12 protein-coding genes are annotated in these 15,661 nt (G+C 57.3%); 7 read left to right on the top strand and 5 right to left on the bottom strand.

The annotated features are described in order from the left end of the window. Positions 1-56 precede the first annotated feature (56 nt). Positions 57-596: a (d)CMP kinase gene (locus LRS40_RS18490; RefSeq protein WP_231312302.1), complete on the bottom strand. Its 540-nt coding sequence runs from the start codon at positions 594-596 to the stop codon at positions 57-59. Positions 597-944: 348 nt separating this feature from the next. Between LRS40_RS18490 and LRS40_RS18485 the strand changes: the two genes are divergently transcribed. Beyond that, positions 945-2,480, top strand: a complete 1,536-nt coding sequence (locus tag LRS40_RS18485) for a methyl-accepting chemotaxis protein (RefSeq protein WP_231312301.1) — start codon at positions 945-947, stop codon at positions 2,478-2,480. A gap of 139 nt (positions 2,481-2,619) precedes the next feature. Here LRS40_RS18485 and LRS40_RS18480 read toward each other — a convergent pair whose 3' ends face one another. Next, positions 2,620-3,438 carry an HNH endonuclease signature motif containing protein gene (locus LRS40_RS18480; RefSeq protein ID WP_142489541.1) on the bottom strand — a complete coding sequence of 273 codons (819 nt, stop codon included), beginning with the start codon at positions 3,436-3,438 and terminating at the stop codon, positions 2,620-2,622. Positions 3,439-3,740: 302 nt separating this feature from the next. Between LRS40_RS18480 and LRS40_RS18475 the strand changes: the two genes are divergently transcribed. The 4 genes from LRS40_RS18475 to ansP all read left to right on the top strand — a co-directional run bounded on the left by LRS40_RS18475 (position 3,741) and on the right by ansP (position 9,112). Beyond that, on the top strand, positions 3,741-4,988 hold the full coding sequence (locus tag LRS40_RS18475) for an MASE1 domain-containing protein (protein ID WP_231312300.1): 1,248 nt from the start codon (positions 3,741-3,743) through the stop codon (positions 4,986-4,988). A 2-nt stretch (positions 4,989-4,990) separates the two neighbouring features. Further along, positions 4,991-6,295 carry an HdeD family acid-resistance protein gene (locus tag LRS40_RS18470; protein ID WP_231312299.1) on the top strand — a complete coding sequence of 435 codons (1,305 nt, stop codon included), beginning with the start codon at positions 4,991-4,993 and terminating at the stop codon, positions 6,293-6,295. A gap of 54 nt (positions 6,296-6,349) precedes the next feature. Beyond that, a complete protein-coding gene (locus LRS40_RS18465; RefSeq protein ID WP_231312298.1) occupies positions 6,350-7,240 on the top strand; it encodes a LysR family transcriptional regulator in 891 nt (296 codons plus the stop codon). 375 nt (positions 7,241-7,615) lie between these two features. Continuing rightward, entirely contained in the window at positions 7,616-9,112 is a 1,497-nt protein-coding gene (ansP, locus tag LRS40_RS18460; RefSeq protein ID WP_231312297.1) for an L-asparagine permease, read from the top strand. A 185-nt stretch (positions 9,113-9,297) separates the two neighbouring features. On the opposite strand, the gene LRS40_RS18455 is transcribed toward ansP, so the two are convergent. Beyond that, positions 9,298-9,690: a RidA family protein gene (locus LRS40_RS18455; protein ID WP_142489546.1), complete on the bottom strand. Its 393-nt coding sequence runs from the start codon at positions 9,688-9,690 to the stop codon at positions 9,298-9,300. Positions 9,691-9,818: 128 nt separating this feature from the next. On the opposite strand from LRS40_RS18455, the gene LRS40_RS18450 reads away from it, so the two are divergent. Continuing rightward, positions 9,819-10,415 (top strand): TetR/AcrR family transcriptional regulator, encoded by a 597-nt coding sequence (locus LRS40_RS18450; RefSeq protein ID WP_231312296.1) that lies wholly within the window; start codon positions 9,819-9,821, stop codon positions 10,413-10,415. Between the two features lie 92 nt (positions 10,416-10,507). Here LRS40_RS18450 and LRS40_RS18445 read toward each other — a convergent pair whose 3' ends face one another. Further along, on the bottom strand, positions 10,508-11,569 hold the full coding sequence (locus LRS40_RS18445) for a YncE family protein (protein WP_142489548.1): 1,062 nt from the start codon (positions 11,567-11,569) through the stop codon (positions 10,508-10,510). A gap of 264 nt (positions 11,570-11,833) precedes the next feature. Here LRS40_RS18445 and pqqU point away from each other — a divergent pair, with 264 nt between their 5' ends. After that, positions 11,834-13,948 (top strand): TonB-dependent receptor PqqU, encoded by a 2,115-nt coding sequence (pqqU, locus tag LRS40_RS18440; protein WP_231312295.1) that lies wholly within the window; start codon positions 11,834-11,836, stop codon positions 13,946-13,948. A gap of 35 nt (positions 13,949-13,983) precedes the next feature. Here the strand turns inward: pqqU and LRS40_RS18435 are convergent, their stop codons facing one another. After that, on the bottom strand, positions 13,984-15,522 hold the full coding sequence (locus LRS40_RS18435) for a methyl-accepting chemotaxis protein (RefSeq protein WP_231312294.1): 1,539 nt from the start codon (positions 15,520-15,522) through the stop codon (positions 13,984-13,986). Positions 15,523-15,661 lie beyond the last annotated feature (139 nt).

Below are 15,661 nucleotides of genomic sequence, written 5' to 3'. Positions count from 1 at the left end.
CTGAGAAACAATTAATTTACATTTGGTTTGCCGGATTTCAGAAATACCGCGTCGGACTATCGCAATGAACGGAGCCCGGCGATCAGGGCGTTGGCCTGCTGGCGGGAGGAGATGCGCACGAAGCGGATATGGGCAAAAGCCGGGTTTTGCATATCGGCCTCGTAGCGCACCCGGTTGCTGCGCCAGGTTTTGATTGTCCACAGCAGGATCGATTCCCGGCTAAAGAAGGTGCGACGAAAACTCTCCCGGTTGCCGGTGCCGGGCCACAGCTCCTGCTGCGTCCAGGCGCGTTTAACCGCCCGGGTGACGGCCTGACGCAGGGTGCGGGCCAGGCCGTAATCGACCCATACCACCAGATCGACGTTGCGCCATTTTATCGGGCGGGTGCGGTTGTAGTTGCCGTCCAGCACCCAGCCTGGCGTGGCGCTGAGCGCCGTCTCCAGCTTTGGGAACATGACCTCGTCCGGGGTGCCCTCCCAGTCAGGACGCCAGTACAGAGTGTCCATTTCGATACAGGGCAGTGCCAGTTCACTAGCGATCCTGCGGGCCAGCGTGCTCTTACCACTGCCGCTGGTGCCAACAATATTGATTTTCATCACATTTCCTGATGCGTCGGGAAAAACGGGCTAACAATGATAATGTTTTATGAATGTTAATGAAACACGATTTCGGAAGTGTCGTTTTCGCCATGGAGCCATTATTTCCGTTATATTTGCCTTAATTCGGTTTATTTCCCGCCTTCATTGATATTCACCGCCTGCTGATTGCATTTTTATTACATAAGCACCGGTTAATACAAAAAAATAGTTAATTCAGGCGCTTTCTAATTCATTAATTTTTGTGGAGAATACGCCAGCCGTAATATTAAAGAATAAACAGTTAACCTTGCCTGAAACTTTTTTCGGGCGGCTTCTCTTTACACAGACATCACCATGGAGTTATTCATGAGGCGTAACAATCAAGTTACACAAAACGAGTATTTGCTTAACGAAGGGTCGACCCTAATGTCGACCACCGATATCCAGAGTCATATTACGTACGCGAACTCGGCCTTTATTGATGCCAGTGGTTATAAAGAAGAACATCTTATTGGTGAACCGCATAATGTGATCCGCCATCCTGATATGCCCCCGGAGGCGTTTGGCGATATGTGGTTTACCCTGCAGCAGGGCGAGAGCTGGACCGGGCTGGTGAAGAACCGCCGTCACAACGGGGATCACTACTGGGTACGGGCCAACGTCACGCCGGTCTACCAGAATGACAGCCTCACCGGCTATATCTCGGTGCGCAATATTCCCGAACGTCGTGAGATCGATGCCAGCGAGGCGCTCTATCAGCGGGTGCGAAATAACGAAATAAAAGGCCATCGTTTTTATAAAGGGGTGCTGGTGCGTCGGGGAATATTCTCCTTCCTCTCTATTTTCAAACGGCTCAGTACCGCGAAGCGGGTTAATTACTCCCTTGGTATTACCGCCCTGCTCGCGTTGGCCCTGCCTTTATTATTCTCTACCGGAATAATGCAGTCCGTCGTCCTGGCGCTGCTGTTTATTTTGCTTGCGTTATTTCTCAATGCCCAGATCTGTCGCCCGGTAAAAACCATCGTTAAACAGATGCAGCGCGTGGTGTCGGGTCGCAAGACAGATTACACCCATTTCGATCGCGTCGATGAGATTGGCTTAATGATGCGGCTGGTTAACCAGTCCGGATTAAACCTGAACTCGCTGGTGGATGATGTCGGGACGCAAATCAACGGTATCCGCGATATCAGCCAGCAGGTCGCCAAAGAAGGCGATGCCCTGCAGGCCCGCTCGGAAGAGACCTCCGGTGATCTGCAGCAGACGGCTGCGGCGGTGGAAGAGATTGCCAGCGCGGTAAAACAGACCGCACAAACGGCGGAAGAGGCAATCCGGATGGCCGACCAGACCAGTGCCAGCGCATACAGCGGCGAAGCGGTAATGAAGCAGACCATCGGCGTGATGCAGTCGGTGTCGCGGGATAACGGCCAGATTGTCGATATCATCGCGGTGATCGACCGGATTGCCTTCCAGACCAATATCCAGGCGCTGAATGCCGCGGTAGAGGCCGCCCGCGCCGGGGAGGCGGGACGCGGCTTCGCGGTGGTCGCCGCCGAAGTGCGTAACCTGGCCCAGCACTCTGCTTCAGCAGCGAAGGAGATCGCATCGCTTATCGAGAAGAACGTCGCCAGCGTCAACGCCGGGGTGGATATGGTGGAACAGACCGAAACCCAGCTGACCACCATGATTGGTAACGTGCTGAACATGTCGGCCCTGATCAAGGAGATCGGTCACGCCACCCAGGAACAGACCCAGGCGCTGACCCTGATTAATGAATCCATTTCCCGTATCGGGGTGATGACCCATAACAACACCGGGATGGTGGAGCACGTCACCCAGGCGGCCAACCACCTCACCCAGCGCACCACCCGCCTGCAGCAGGCGATTGCGGTGTTCGGCGGCTGACGAGTCTCAGGGGAAAGGCCCTTGCAATAGACTCATCGACGTGAAGGGGCGCGCTGCGCCCCAATGCTGTCGTTAATAACAGCCCGAATGGTCGGGTCGTCGACAAAACGACGGAAAAGCTACCTGGTAACCATCACTATCAATGGTGGAGGGAAAGAAACTTTTTCCAGCGAAGCTCAAGAAAGAACGGATCGACAGGATGATGAATATTCAATAATGGCTTATCAGCAAATTTCGCTAAATCAGGATCAGTAGCCAATGCCGCTGGGCTGATTCGTACTGTGAGTGTAGAAGGCTCAATGGCCAGATGATCCGTGTCGAAAAGTCCATGCAGATCGCTACGCAGTATCAGTCCATTGGAATAGTGGTCGGGACCCTGGTCAGCATGGCTGATAAGATGTGCAGCCTGTAATCGAGCGCGCATTTTCACATCAGATATAACACAACGTCTTTTGCAATTTTCCCAGACATCTGCCGCAAAGTCAGGTTGATCCGGCCGTGTCTCGATGATGACCTCCGTTCCCTGCCGTTTTGGTTCTGGCGACTCTGAAAACACAGGTATGGGCTCATGTTTTGGCAGACAGTCTACTGATACAAAACCATAACTTGTTTTCGCACCGGCAAATTCTGATGGCGATTCTGTCGTCGTCACGCCGATGTAACGGAAGTTTTCGAAATGGACAACTTTGCTGTTTCCATTCGCGTTGCGGCCATCCAGGCGTTCTGTACGGCTATGAGTCGCCTGGATTAACCGATAGTTCCTGTTCTCCCCGACGCGGAGGATGATGTGATCGAAACGGTGCGAGGCTCCAACGCGCCAGAAACCTGATGAGCCAGTGCCCGTCGTTTCATCCAGTATCAGCGCGCCTTTTTTTCCGTCTGTCTGGATAATCAGAACGCGACCAGTCAGGTTCAGGTCATTAATGGTGGCATAGTGTTTCGGTGCGATAAGCGTCATTTCAGTCGTGCTCTCGAGGTGGATAAGTTTGAAGTTCGCCAGTGGTCTTAATTCTCTGCGCCGGATCTTTCCGACGTAAAAATATATTGGGTAGATTACCGCTTTACTATCAGCATGTCCGTGATGAGAACACCTTTGTTATTGATTATATGAATGATACGGCAGTAATAATGAGGTGAATTCCCCTTTCGGCTGCAACAGGCACTTGCGGCGCCTGGCGACTCATCGCCACGGCAAAAATGGCTAACCCGGCGAAAAGGTCATATCTTTTTTAAAGCGACGGTCGCTGCCGGGAGCCCTGGATGAAAGCAGATAAACTGACGTTAGCGGTCTCGTTACTCGCCTGGGGCGCACTCTATTATCTGCTGGGCTGGATCTCGTTATTCCTCGACGGTCCTGAGAGCCGGGCGGCCTTTATCTGGCTGCCGTCGGGCGTGGCCGTCACCGCCTTTCTCATCACGACGCGAAAGCTGTGGCTCGCGCTCTGGCTTACCCTGTTCCTTGCCCGCCTGTTACTGGGGGTGACCTTTCAGCATTCGCTTCACGTCTCGCTGGTGCTGGCCCTGTTTTCGCTGACCAGCCATCTGGGCATTGCATGGAGTGTGCGCTACTTTTCCCGGGGCTACGACCGCCTGCACAAAATCGTCAACTGGGTGATTTCCACTATCGTCTTCAGCGCGCTGGCGGCGCTGGCGGGGGTCGGCTGGCTCTCCCTGATGGCCGGGAGCGTGCAGATGCCGTGGCTGTGGATCGTCTGGAGCGCCAACGTCACCGGCACGCTGTTTGTCACCCCGCCGCTGATGGGCCTGCTGACCCCGGTCGATAAAGGGGCGCAGCAGGAGTCATTAGCAGGCGTGTTTTTAGTGTTCGCCGTGTTGTTGACGACCCTCTATATCTTCAACGGCGTGCCCGACCGCAGCGACAATATCGCCCTGATTTACGCCCTGGCCTGTCTGCCGCTGGTCCTGCTGACCGCCACCACCGTTATCTGCGGTAATCGCCTGGCATCGCTGGCGTTTATCCTCTTTAGCGCCGTGGTGATCTACGCCTCCTGGCGCGAAACCGGCCCCTTTTATTTCGCCCGCCTGAACCCGGAGGAGTCGATTTTGCTGGCGCAATGTTACCTCTCCGCCGCTGCCCTGCTGCTGGTGTTTATTCGCGCCCAGAAAACACATACCCCCGCCGACCGTCATCCCCGGTCTACGGCCTACTCCCTCGATCCCGAAACGGGTCGCCTGGTCTGGGATCCTCATGCGCACCCGGTCCTCGCCGCCGCGTTAGCCCCAGTCACCACCCGGGAAGCGCTGCTGATCCGGGTACCCGATCCGCGACAGCAGGCGCAGATGGCTGCCCGCTGGCAGGCGGTAGCGAACAGCCAGCCCGTTGCGGAGGCATTTCGTTTTAGGCTGGCGCTCCCGGACCATCCGCCCATCAGAATAACTGAACGAAATATGCTGCTGATGGCCGATAAGGATCGCCCGGTGATTGTCGCGTTCTGGTCTGAAGACAAGGAAAGCCTGTTTCAGCCCGCGCCGCAGGAGGAGAGTTAACCATGCTGCAAATCGCTTTTTTGCTGGCCGGGGCGGCGTTTGTCCGCAGAGCAGCGCCGTTCTTCATGGTGGCCGGAATGCTCTGGGGCGGGCTGGGGCTGGCCATTTTTATCGATGGCCTGCAGGGTGGGTTGCACTTCCCCCTGCATGTCTTTGGGCTGTTTCTGCTGCTCGACAGCCTGGTGTCCCTGGCGCTGGGCTCGGCGGCTAAAGGGACCCAGCGCGGGATTTTTTACTTTAAGGGCGGCGTGTTCCTGTTGATCGCCATTCTGATTTTATCGGGTCGCCATGACGGCACCCTGGCGCTGGCGATCGTCTTCGGAATTGCGTACTTCATTACCGGCCTGTTCACCATCGCCTCTGCGGTGGTGGTGCGCTTTAGCCACTGGCGTCGCGCCCTGCTCTCCGGGGTGTCGCAAATCCTGTTTGCTATTTTCCTGTTCCTGCCCTTTCCGACAGAACACGACGGCACCGTCTCGCAGTTTATCGGCATGGTGATGCTCACCGGGGGGGTGCACTCGGTGATCCTCTCCCTGCGGATGCGCCAGGTCCGCCACGGCCGCTCGGTATTCGATATTCTCGTCCCGCAGACGCTGAGGATTGGCGAGCGCGAGGCGCTCCCGCAGGAGGTTGAGAACACGACGGGTAATCAGCTGATCGTTCACGTCTGGACGCCGGAGGGCTCGGCTAAACAACAGACGCTCCCGCGTCCGGTGATCAACCGCTACATTGCCGCCGTGGATGCCGACGGCGTGATCTCGACCGGCCATGCGGCGCTGGAACTGCCGCCGACGCTCTATATCAGCCTCTACCCGGCGGCGGAGATTGACCGGTCACCGTCGGAGTTTTTTAACCTGCTGAAGGCGGTGGAGGCGAACACCGTAGCGGGCAAATATCAACCGGATTATCCCTTTGAAGCCAATATGTGGTGCGAGTCCGACCGCAAAATCCACTTCTCCACCTTTAATGCGACATCACTCACCAGTTTCTGGAACCATTACCGGCAAACCAAAACCTACAACCTGACCTGGCGCAACTGCTCCAGCAGCGTGGCCTGGGCTCTTGAAGCCGCCATGGATGGTGCCCTGAAAGAGCGCTGTACTCGGGGCGGCTTTGTGCGGCTGTTGTTTATTCCTGAGCTGTGGATCGCCGCGCAGCTGCGCAAGCGTGCTACCAACATGGCCTGGACGCCCGGGCTGGTGCTGGACTATACCCGGGCGCTACATGCAGTGGTTCACCCCACGGAGGTGTCGCTGATCCACCTGATCAAAAAGAGATGGTTTACGGCGGCGGACGGCGAAGATTAGACTGCATAATCTACAAGGAAACATGAGTGAAATTCATATAATGGGAGCGCCACGATGCTGAAGGATAATTTTAACGATCTGCTGTCGTTTATGGTCGTCGCCCGGGAGCGCAGCTTCACCCGCGCCGCGGCGCAGCTGGGCGTGTCGCAGTCGGCCCTCAGCCACGCCATGCGCAACCTTGAAGCGCGCCTCGATATGCGCCTGCTGACCCGGACCACCCGCAGCGTGGCCCCCACCGAAGCGGGCGAACAGCTGTTTATGCGCCTGAGCCCGCATCTGCGGGAGATCGAGCAGGAGCTGACCGCCCTGCGCGATATGCGCGATACCCCGGCGGGCAATATCCGCATTAACGCCGGAGAACATGCCATGACCGGGGTGCTGTGGCCGGTGCTGAAACCCTTTATGGCGCAGTACCCGGATATCAATGTGGAAGTGACGGTGGATAACGGCCTGACGGATATCGTCGACGGCCGTTATGATGCCGGCGTGCGGCTGGGCGAACAGGTGGCAAAGGATATGATTGCGGTGCGCATCGCGCCAGATATGCGGATGGCGGTCGTCGGCTCCCCGGACTATTTCACCCGGCATGGCGAGCCGCAGACTCCCGAGCAGCTGGCGGATCACCGCTGCATCAATATGCGCCTGCCGACGCGCGGCGGCCTGTATGCCTGGGAGTTTACCAGTGAAGGGCGGGAGATCCGCGTCCGGGTGGACGGACAGTTAACCCTGAATAACCTGCCCCAGCGCCTGGACGCCGCCGAGGCCGGTCTGGGACTTGCCTATGTTCCGGAAGACACCGTACAGGAGGCCATCAGCCAGGGGCGTCTGGCGCGAGTGCTGGAGGCGTATTGTCCCGCGTTTGACGGCTACCATCTCTACTACCCCAGCCGCCGCCAGCACACTACCGCCTTTGCCCTGTTGGTTGAGGCTCTGCGCCACAAATAGCGGTCTTTCTGCCCCGCTTTGCCGGTCCTGCGATCGGGTCGGCATCTCCGTATTACCGCTGTGCAATAATTAAGCAAAACTGATATAAATTGCGGCGAAAACGCAAAAAGCCGTTTCAAAAATACGCACGATTCAGCAGCCTCAAACCCCCGACAGCACTGCCCCGACCAATTATTTAGAGCCACCTCACTTTCGGCCCGTTATATTTTGCGTCCCTTACTATTTGCAGGTAGGATGCTTCGCCATGTTTTGCCTTATCCATACGCAGAATGACTGGAAAGGCAGCACATTTCCGCGCAAAAGCAATCGTTTGTATTGTGACCTGCCGGAGAGGACATCATGAAACATGATTCAGACAGGTAAACAGGTAACTCAATGAAAACAAGCAATAAAAGCGCAGCCGATCATCATGCTGCGAAACGTCGCTGGCTGAACGCCCACGAAGAGGGCTATCACAAGGCGATGGGCAACCGTCAGGTGCAGATGATCGCCATCGGCGGCGCTATCGGTACGGGGCTGTTTTTAGGTGCAGGCGCTCGTCTGCAGATGGCTGGCCCGGCCCTCGCACTGGTCTATCTGGTGTGCGGTATCTTCTCCTTCTTTATTCTGCGTGCCCTTGGCGAACTGGTGTTACACCGTCCGTCCAGCGGCAGCTTCGTCTCCTACGCCCGTGAGTTTCTCGGTGAAAAAGCCGCCTATGTCGCGGGCTGGATGTACTTTGTCAACTGGGCGATGACCGGGATCGTGGATATCACGGCGGTGGCGCTCTACATGCACTACTGGGGCGCGTTTGGCGATGTGCCGCAGTGGGTATTTGCCCTTGGCGCGCTGGCGATTGTCGGCACCATGAACATGATCGGCGTGAAGTGGTTCGCTGAGATGGAGTTCTGGTTTGCGCTGGTTAAGGTGCTGGCGATTGTGATCTTCCTGGTCGTCGGTACGGTGTTCCTCGGCAGCGGTAAACCGCTGGACGGCAACATGACCGGCTTCCATCTGATCACCGATAACGGCGGTTTCTTCCCGCACGGCCTTCTGCCGGCCTTGGTGCTGGTTCAGGGCGTGGTGTTCGCCTTTGCCTCCATTGAGCTGGTGGGTACTGCGGCGGGCGAATGTAAAGATCCAGAGAACATGGTGCCAAAGGCTATCAACAGCGTGATCTGGCGTATCGGCCTGTTCTATGTTGGCTCCGTAGTGCTGCTGGTTCTGCTCCTGCCGTGGAACGCCTACCAGGCGGGTCAAAGCCCGTTCGTGACCTTCTTCTCGAAGCTCGGCGTGCCGTACGTGGGCAGCATCATGAACATCGTGGTTCTCACCGCGGCGCTCTCGAGCCTGAACTCCGGCCTGTACTCCACCGGCCGTATCCTGCGCTCCATGTCGATGGGTGGTTCTGCACCGAAGTTTATGTCGAAGATGAGCAAGCAGCAGGTGCCGTACGCGGGCATTCTGGCGACCCTGGTGGTCTACGTCTTCGGCGTGTTCCTGAACTATCTGGTGCCGTCGCAGGTATTTGAGATCGTGCTGAACGTGGCGGCGCTGGGCATTATCGCCTCCTGGGCCTTTATCGTGGTGTGCCAGATGCGTCTGCGCAAAGCGATTAAGGCAGGCACCGCTGCCGACGTGAGCTTCAAAATGCCGGGCGCACCGGTCACCTCCTGGCTGACCCTGCTGTTCCTGTTCAGCGTGCTCGTGCTGATGGCGTTCGACTACCCGAACGGCACCTACACCATTGCGACTATCCCTCTGCTGGCGGTTCTGCTGGTAGCGGGCTGGTTTGGCGTACGTAAGCGCGTGCATGAGATCCACAGCACCGCGCCAAAACATCCGGACGATGAAAAGCAGGATGGTCCGCTGGTGGAAGAGACCTCAAGGTAAAAGCATGAATAAAAAAGGGAAGGCAGATGCCTTCCCTTTTTTTTGCCCGGCGGCGCTGCGCTTGCACGGGCCTACAAAATCCGCACGCACATCCTTCCGTAGGCCGGGTAAGGCGAAGCCGCCACCCGGCAAACAGACCGCACTCACCCTTTTGCCCGGCAGCGCTGCGCTTGCACGGGCCTGGATTACTGCGGAATGCGCGCAATCACCTTAATTTCGAAATCAAATCCTGCCAGCCAGGTCACGCCTACGGCGGTCCAGTTCGGATAAGGAGGCTGCGGGAAAATAGCCTGTTTGACCTGCATAATCACCGGAAACTGATTCTGCGGATCGGTATGGAAGGTCGTGACATCAATCAGATCGTCAAATGTACATCCCGCCGCGGCAAGCGTCGCTTTCAGGTTCTCAAACGCAAGCTGTACCTGAGCGGCAAAATCCGGCTCCGGCGTGCCATCGGCGCGGCTTCCCACCTGACCAGAAACAAAGAGTAAATCGCCGGAACGGATGGCGGCAGAGTAACCGTGCGCTTCATAGAGCGCATGTCGGTTTGCAGGGAAAATCGGTTCGCGCTGGATCATAGCGTGTCCTGTACTGTAGAGAAGGTTAAAAAACGTCAAGCGCAGCACGTAAGGATGATTTAATATACGTGGCGTATGTCAAATTAATCACACATACGCCGCGTATGTCAAATGAAGATGGAGGACCTATGGTGGCCAAAAGCCGCAGCGAAACGATGGAAGAGAACCGGGCAAAACTGATCCTGGCGGCAAGAAAAGCCTTTGCTGAAAAGGGCTTTGCCGCAGCATCAATGGATGAACTCACCGCCAGCGTCGGCCTTACTCGCGGGGCGCTGTACCACAATTTTGGCGATAAAAAAGGTCTCCTCGCCGCCGTTGTCGACCAGATAGATGGTGAAATGGCGCAACGCGCTAAGGCTGAGGCCGCTGATGTGGATGATGACTGGGAAAGACTGTTAGCCGAAGGGGTGGCCTATATTAAAATGGCGCTCGACCCGGAGGTGCAACGCATTGTTCTGTTGGATGGCCCTGCTTTTCTGGGCGACCCCGCCCAGTGGCCGGGTCAGCTTAGCTGCCTTGCATCCACCCGCCAGAGCATCATAAACATGCTCGAACGCGGCGAGATAAACCCCGTGAACGCGGATGCCGCGGCCTATATGTTAAACAGCGCCGCGATGAGCGCCGCGCTATGGATTGCCACCCGCCCGGATCCGCACAAGGCGCTACCTGACATCATTGCGGTGTTCAGGCAGCTGGCAAGCGGGCTGTGCCAGCGCCCGGAATAACATATTTGCCCGGCGGCGCTGCGCTTGCTCGGGCCTACGGTTTACGTGGTGTTGTAGGCCGGGTAAGGCGCAGCCGCCACCCGGCACGGCACTTACAGCGCGATTCGGATCACATCATCCGGCTGGGTTGCTTCCTGCTGGCGGGAAGACTTCTGCTTCACCGTCACGAACAGGGTTTTACCGTCGGCAGAGAGCGCCAGGCTGTTCGGGAAGGTCGGGGTGTCGAGGGTTTTCGTCACTTTATAGGTTTTCGCATCAATCACGCTCACCTTGCCCGCTTCACGGTGGGTCACGTAGGCTTCATTACGTGCCGGGTTGAAGAGCACGGCCAGTGACTCAGGCGCCGCCACTTTGCTGATGACGCTGCCGTCTTTCAGGGAGATGACCAGCACTTCCGGCTGCTTAGAGTCGGTGATAAACGCGCGCTGGCCCTTCACGTCGAGGCTCAGGTTCAGATAGAAGTGCTCCTTGCCGTCGTCCTGCAGTTTTTTGCGCTCGATGATTTTATGGGTCGCGGTATCTATGGTCAGCAGCTCGCCGTCGCCGTTGGTGGTGTACAGGCGCTTAGCCTGCGCATCCAGCGCCAGACCGGTGCTGAACTTGCCGGTGCCGGTGATGGTCTCTTTCAGCTTCAGCGTTTCGCCGTCCACCACCCAAATCACGCTCTCTTTACCGATACCGGTGATATAGACAGTGTTAGTGGTGTCATCTGCCACCAGCTCACGCGGCTGCAGCGGTTTGACGGTTTCGCTGCGCTTACGATCGTCAAGCACCAGACGGCCCTTCACGTCACCGGTTTTGGCGTCAATTGCCGTCACCGCGCTGTTGGTGGTGTTACCAAACCACAGCGTCTGGGTGGCGTTGTTGATAGTGGCACCAAAAGGTTTCAGGTCGCTATGAATAGCCTGTGTCACTTCCAGGGTCAGCGGATCGAGACGGTAAACCACCCCACCTTTATCGGTTTTGCGGCTCTGAGTGGTGGCGACCCACAATGCGTTCTCCTGCTGGCTGACGGCCATCTCATACGCGCCCTTACCCACCGCTTTACGCAGCATCTCTTCGGCGGCATGAACATTAAAGGTCCCGGCGACCAGCAGAGAACCTAACAGCAGTGAGCCACGCAGACGCGGCGAGCACAGGTGACGTAAATTCATAACAACTCCCTTTTAACGTAGATGGTATCGGTGACATCGCTTCCGGCTGGCAAAGTCATCGCTTCGCCTGATTATTGATGAGAATAGTAATCATTATTTATCGCAATGTGGAGTAATTCTTGATCGCATCAAGACGATCCGCCGATTTATCCTACACTTTGATTAACGCTATGTGCTTTTATGGTTTTCAAAACATTTACAAAAGATTTACCATATAAGTACATGTTCCATTTGGTTCGTCATTCCCTTAACCGGCTTTTATTCATGAAAATCATTTCTGCCCGTAAGGCAACGCTTCCCCTGCTGTTGGTTCCTGTTATTTTTTCGCCTGTCGCCACGATGGCGGCCGAAGAGCAAACCATGATCGTCAGCGCGTCGCCGCAAACGCTATCTGAACTGGATACGCCTGCGGCGGTCAGTGTGGTCAACGGCGATGATATGCGCCAGGCCACCCCGCGCATTAACCTCTCTGAAACCCTCGGCAGCGTTCCCGGACTACAAATCCAGAACCGTCAGAACTACGCCCAGGATCTCCAGCTGTCGACCCGCGGTTTCGGTGCCCGCTCCACCTTCGGGGTGCGCGGTATTCGTCTGTACGTCGACGGGATCCCGGCCACCATGCCGGACGGACAGGGGCAAACCTCGAACATCGATATCAACAGCATCGAGAGCGTGGAGGTCCTGCGCGGGCCGTTCTCCGCCCTGTACGGCAATGCCTCGGGCGGCGTGATTAACATGACCACCGAAACCGGACGCCAGCCCACCACCGTGGAGGCCAGCAGCTATTACGGCAGCTATGGCAGCTGGCGCTACGGCATGAAGGCCACCGGCGCGATGGGCGACGGCACGCAGCCTGGGGATGTGGATTACACCGTCTCCACCACCCGCTTCACCACCCACGGCTATCGCGATCACAGCGGCGCGCGTAAAAACCTCGCCAACGCCAAACTGGGCGTGCGCATCGACGATGCCAGCAAGCTGAGCCTGATTTTTAACAGCGTCGATATGAAAGCCAACGATCCCGGCGGACTGGATTATCAGGAGTGGCGGGATAACCCACGTCAGTCCCCGCGCGGGGATCAGTACAACACCCGTAAAACCATCAAGCAGACCCAGGCGGGCCTGCGCTATGAGCGCCAGCTGAGCGCGCAGGACGATCTCAGCGTGATGGCCTACGCCGGCGAGCGTGAGATGATCCAGTACCAGTCGATCCCGTACCAGCCGCAGCTGCGTCCAACCCACGCGGGCGGCGTGATCGACATGCAGCGCCACTACCAGGGGATCGACACCCGCTGGACCCACCGTGGGGAACTGCTGGTGCCGATGACTTTCACCACCGGTCTGAACTACGAAAACCTGAGCGAAGATCGTCGCGGGTATGAAAACTTCGTGATGAACAACGGGTCGCCGGACTATGGCGTGAAAGGGGCGAAGCGCCGCGATGAGCGCAACCTGATGTGGAACGTCGACCCTTACCTGCAAACCAACTGGCAGCTGACAGATAAGCTCTCCCTCGATGCGGGCGTGCGCTACAGCTCGGTGTGGTTCGACTCGAACGACCACTATGTGCAGGGTGCTAACGGCGATGACAGCGGCGACGCCAGCTACCACAAATGGCTCCCGGCAGGCGCGCTGAAGTACCGCGTGACCGATGCCTGGAACGTCTATGCCGTCGCAGGCCGTGGTTTTGAAACCCCGACCATCAACGAACTCTCCTACCGTTCCGATAACCAGAGCGGCCTGAACTTCGGCCTCAAGCCGTCGACCAACAATACGTATGAAGTGGGGAGCAAAACGCGAGTCGGCAACGGCCTGTTCACTGCGGCGCTGTTCCGCACTGATACCGACGATGAGATCGTGGTGGATGCCAGCGCAGGCGGACGCACCAGCTACAAAAACGCCGGTAAAACCCGTCGTCAGGGTGTGGAGCTTTCACTCGATCAGCAGTTTGCCGAGAACTGGAAGCTGAAGATGGCGTGGACGTACCTGGATGCCACCTACCGCACCAACGTTTGTGGTGAGGCAGACTGCGAAGGCAACCGGATGCCGGGCATTGCGCGCAACATGGGCTATGCCTCCTTTGGCTGGCAGCCTGAAGAGGGCTGGTATGCGGGATCGGATGTGCGCTACATGAGCGACATCGAGGCCGATGACGAAAACAACGCCAAAGCCCCCTCTTATACCGTCGTGGGCCTGAATACCGGCTATAAGCTGAACGTCGGCAACTGGGGCATGGACGTCTTTGGCCGCGTGGATAACCTGTTCGACAAAGAGTATGTCGGCTCGGTTATCGTCAACGAATCGAACGGGCGTTACTACGAACCGGCTCCGGGGCGTAACTACGGGGTGGGCCTTTCCGTCTCGTATCGCTTCGAGTAATAAAAAACCCGGCAGCCCAGGCTGCCGGTTTTGTTTTATGCCATCTGCGCGCGCTGCTCCAGACGGAACGCCGCTACCAGCGACTCCAGCAGACGGGCCTGGTCTTCCAGCGCCCCTGCCGCCGTCGAGGATGCGCCCACCAGCGAGGCGTTTTGCTGGGTGGTAGTGTCCAGCTCCATCACCGCACGGGAGATCTGCTCAATACCGCGGCTCTGCTCTTCGGAAGCCGAGGAGATTTCACCCATGATATCGTTGACGCGGGTCACCGAGTCCACCACCTGCTCCATGGTCTGCCCGGCTTTCGCCACCAGATCGCTACCGGTGTTGATACGCGTGACCGATTCGCTGATCAGCAGTTCGATATCTTTCGCCGCCTGAGAGCTACGCTGCGACAGGCTGCGCACTTCGCTGGCCACGACCGCAAAGCCGCGCCCCTGCTCACCCGCGCGCGCCGCTTCAACCGCGGCATTCAGCGCCAGAATATTGGTCTGGAAGGCGATGCTGTTGATCACCGCCGTGATATCGGCAATTTTTTGCGAGCTGGTGTTAATGTCGCTCATGGTGCTCACCACATCGCGCATCACCCGTCCGCCCTGGGTGGCGGTTTGCGAGGCTTCTGCCGCCAGCTGGCTGGCGTGACGGGCGTTATCGGCGTTGTTTTTCACCGTGGCGGTCAGCTCTTCCATGCTGGCTGCGGTTTGCACCACGGCCGCGGCCTGCTGCTCGGTGCGCGAAGACAGGTCGGTATTGCCTTCGGCAATTTCGCTTGCCGCCAGCGACACCTGCGCCACGCTGCTGCGGACTTCGCCAATCATCAGCCGCAGTTTATCGTTCATCCTTCCCATCGCCCCGGTCAGTTTGCCCAGTTCGTCTTCACCCTGCGGGAGAATATCCGAGCTGAGATCGCCGCTGGCAATGCGCTCGGCCAGCTGGAGGTTGTGTTTAACCGGATGGGTGATCTGGCGGGTAACCCACCAGGAGACGAGGATCCCGAAGAGAACGGCCACCACGCCAATAATGGCGGTGATGGTGCTGGAGCTGTAGGCCAGCGAATCGTTATGGACTTTGACCAGCGCGATGATGTCGCGGATCGCAGCGCTGCTGTCGTCCCCTGCGGTTTTGACTTTGTCTTCAGCCGCCTTCAGGGCTGCTGTTGCAGCTTGATCGTTTTTGTCCGCGCGCCAGGCCGCCATCGCGGTCTGCATTTCGCTCACGCTGCTGCCAAAACGGGCCAGATGCCCGGCAATGGTGTCAATGATCGCTTTCTCTTTGGGTGTCCACTCCAGCTGCTGGGCTTCAGCGGTCAGGTCGGCAGCATGCCTGACGTAGTTCGCCATCAGCTGACCGGATTTTTCGTCACCGTTATAGAGGAATTTAAGTCGGTTTATCTTGGCCTGGAAGACCTCGATATTGATGTTATAGATCAGGTTAGTTTGCTGATAGACGTCGCGAATCTCTTTGAAGCGCTGCACGCTCAACAGCGTCGATACCGCCACCAGCAGCAGCACCAGACCAAAACCTGTCGCGAGCTTTCTGCTCATTTTTATATTACGTAATCGTTGACTGACACTCATTCCTGGCTCCTTAGAAGGCAACTGTGCCTTTTAAGGTTATCGGCAGGTGTTGTGGTTAATTCATAGCCAGGCTGGTCTTATCAGTTTGAAAGGAAATAGCATTTCCGGCAGCACAATGACCGCCGGAAAATAATGCAAG

The sequence above is a fragment of the Leclercia sp. G3L genome (genome assembly GCF_021117075.1).
Taxonomy (GTDB): domain Bacteria; phylum Pseudomonadota; class Gammaproteobacteria; order Enterobacterales; family Enterobacteriaceae; genus Enterobacter; species Enterobacter adecarboxylatus_C.
Note: the sequence above shows the minus strand (reverse complement) of the source record. Positions and strands in the feature narration are given on the sequence as shown.

Excerpts from the sequence above, each read along its gene's own strand:
- LRS40_RS18490 (WP_231312302.1), bottom strand. The coding sequence starts at position 596 with ATGAAAATCAATATTGTTGGCACCAGCGGCAGTGGTAAGAGCACGCTG.
- LRS40_RS18485 (WP_231312301.1), top strand. The coding sequence starts at position 945 with ATGAGGCGTAACAATCAAGTTACACAAAACGAGTATTTGCTTAACGAA.
- LRS40_RS18480 (WP_142489541.1), bottom strand. The coding sequence starts at position 3,438 with ATGACGCTTATCGCACCGAAACACTATGCCACCATTAATGACCTGAAC.
- LRS40_RS18475 (WP_231312300.1), top strand. The coding sequence starts at position 3,741 with ATGAAAGCAGATAAACTGACGTTAGCGGTCTCGTTACTCGCCTGGGGC.
- LRS40_RS18470 (WP_231312299.1), top strand. The coding sequence starts at position 4,991 with ATGCTGCAAATCGCTTTTTTGCTGGCCGGGGCGGCGTTTGTCCGCAGA.
- LRS40_RS18465 (WP_231312298.1), top strand. The coding sequence starts at position 6,350 with ATGCTGAAGGATAATTTTAACGATCTGCTGTCGTTTATGGTCGTCGCC.
- ansP (WP_231312297.1), top strand. The coding sequence starts at position 7,616 with ATGAAAACAAGCAATAAAAGCGCAGCCGATCATCATGCTGCGAAACGT.
- LRS40_RS18455 (WP_142489546.1), bottom strand. The coding sequence starts at position 9,690 with ATGATCCAGCGCGAACCGATTTTCCCTGCAAACCGACATGCGCTCTAT.
- LRS40_RS18450 (WP_231312296.1), top strand. The coding sequence starts at position 9,819 with ATGGTGGCCAAAAGCCGCAGCGAAACGATGGAAGAGAACCGGGCAAAA.
- LRS40_RS18445 (WP_142489548.1), bottom strand. The coding sequence starts at position 11,569 with ATGAATTTACGTCACCTGTGCTCGCCGCGTCTGCGTGGCTCACTGCTG.
- pqqU (WP_231312295.1), top strand. The coding sequence starts at position 11,834 with ATGAAAATCATTTCTGCCCGTAAGGCAACGCTTCCCCTGCTGTTGGTT.
- LRS40_RS18435 (WP_231312294.1), bottom strand. The coding sequence starts at position 15,522 with ATGAGTGTCAGTCAACGATTACGTAATATAAAAATGAGCAGAAAGCTC.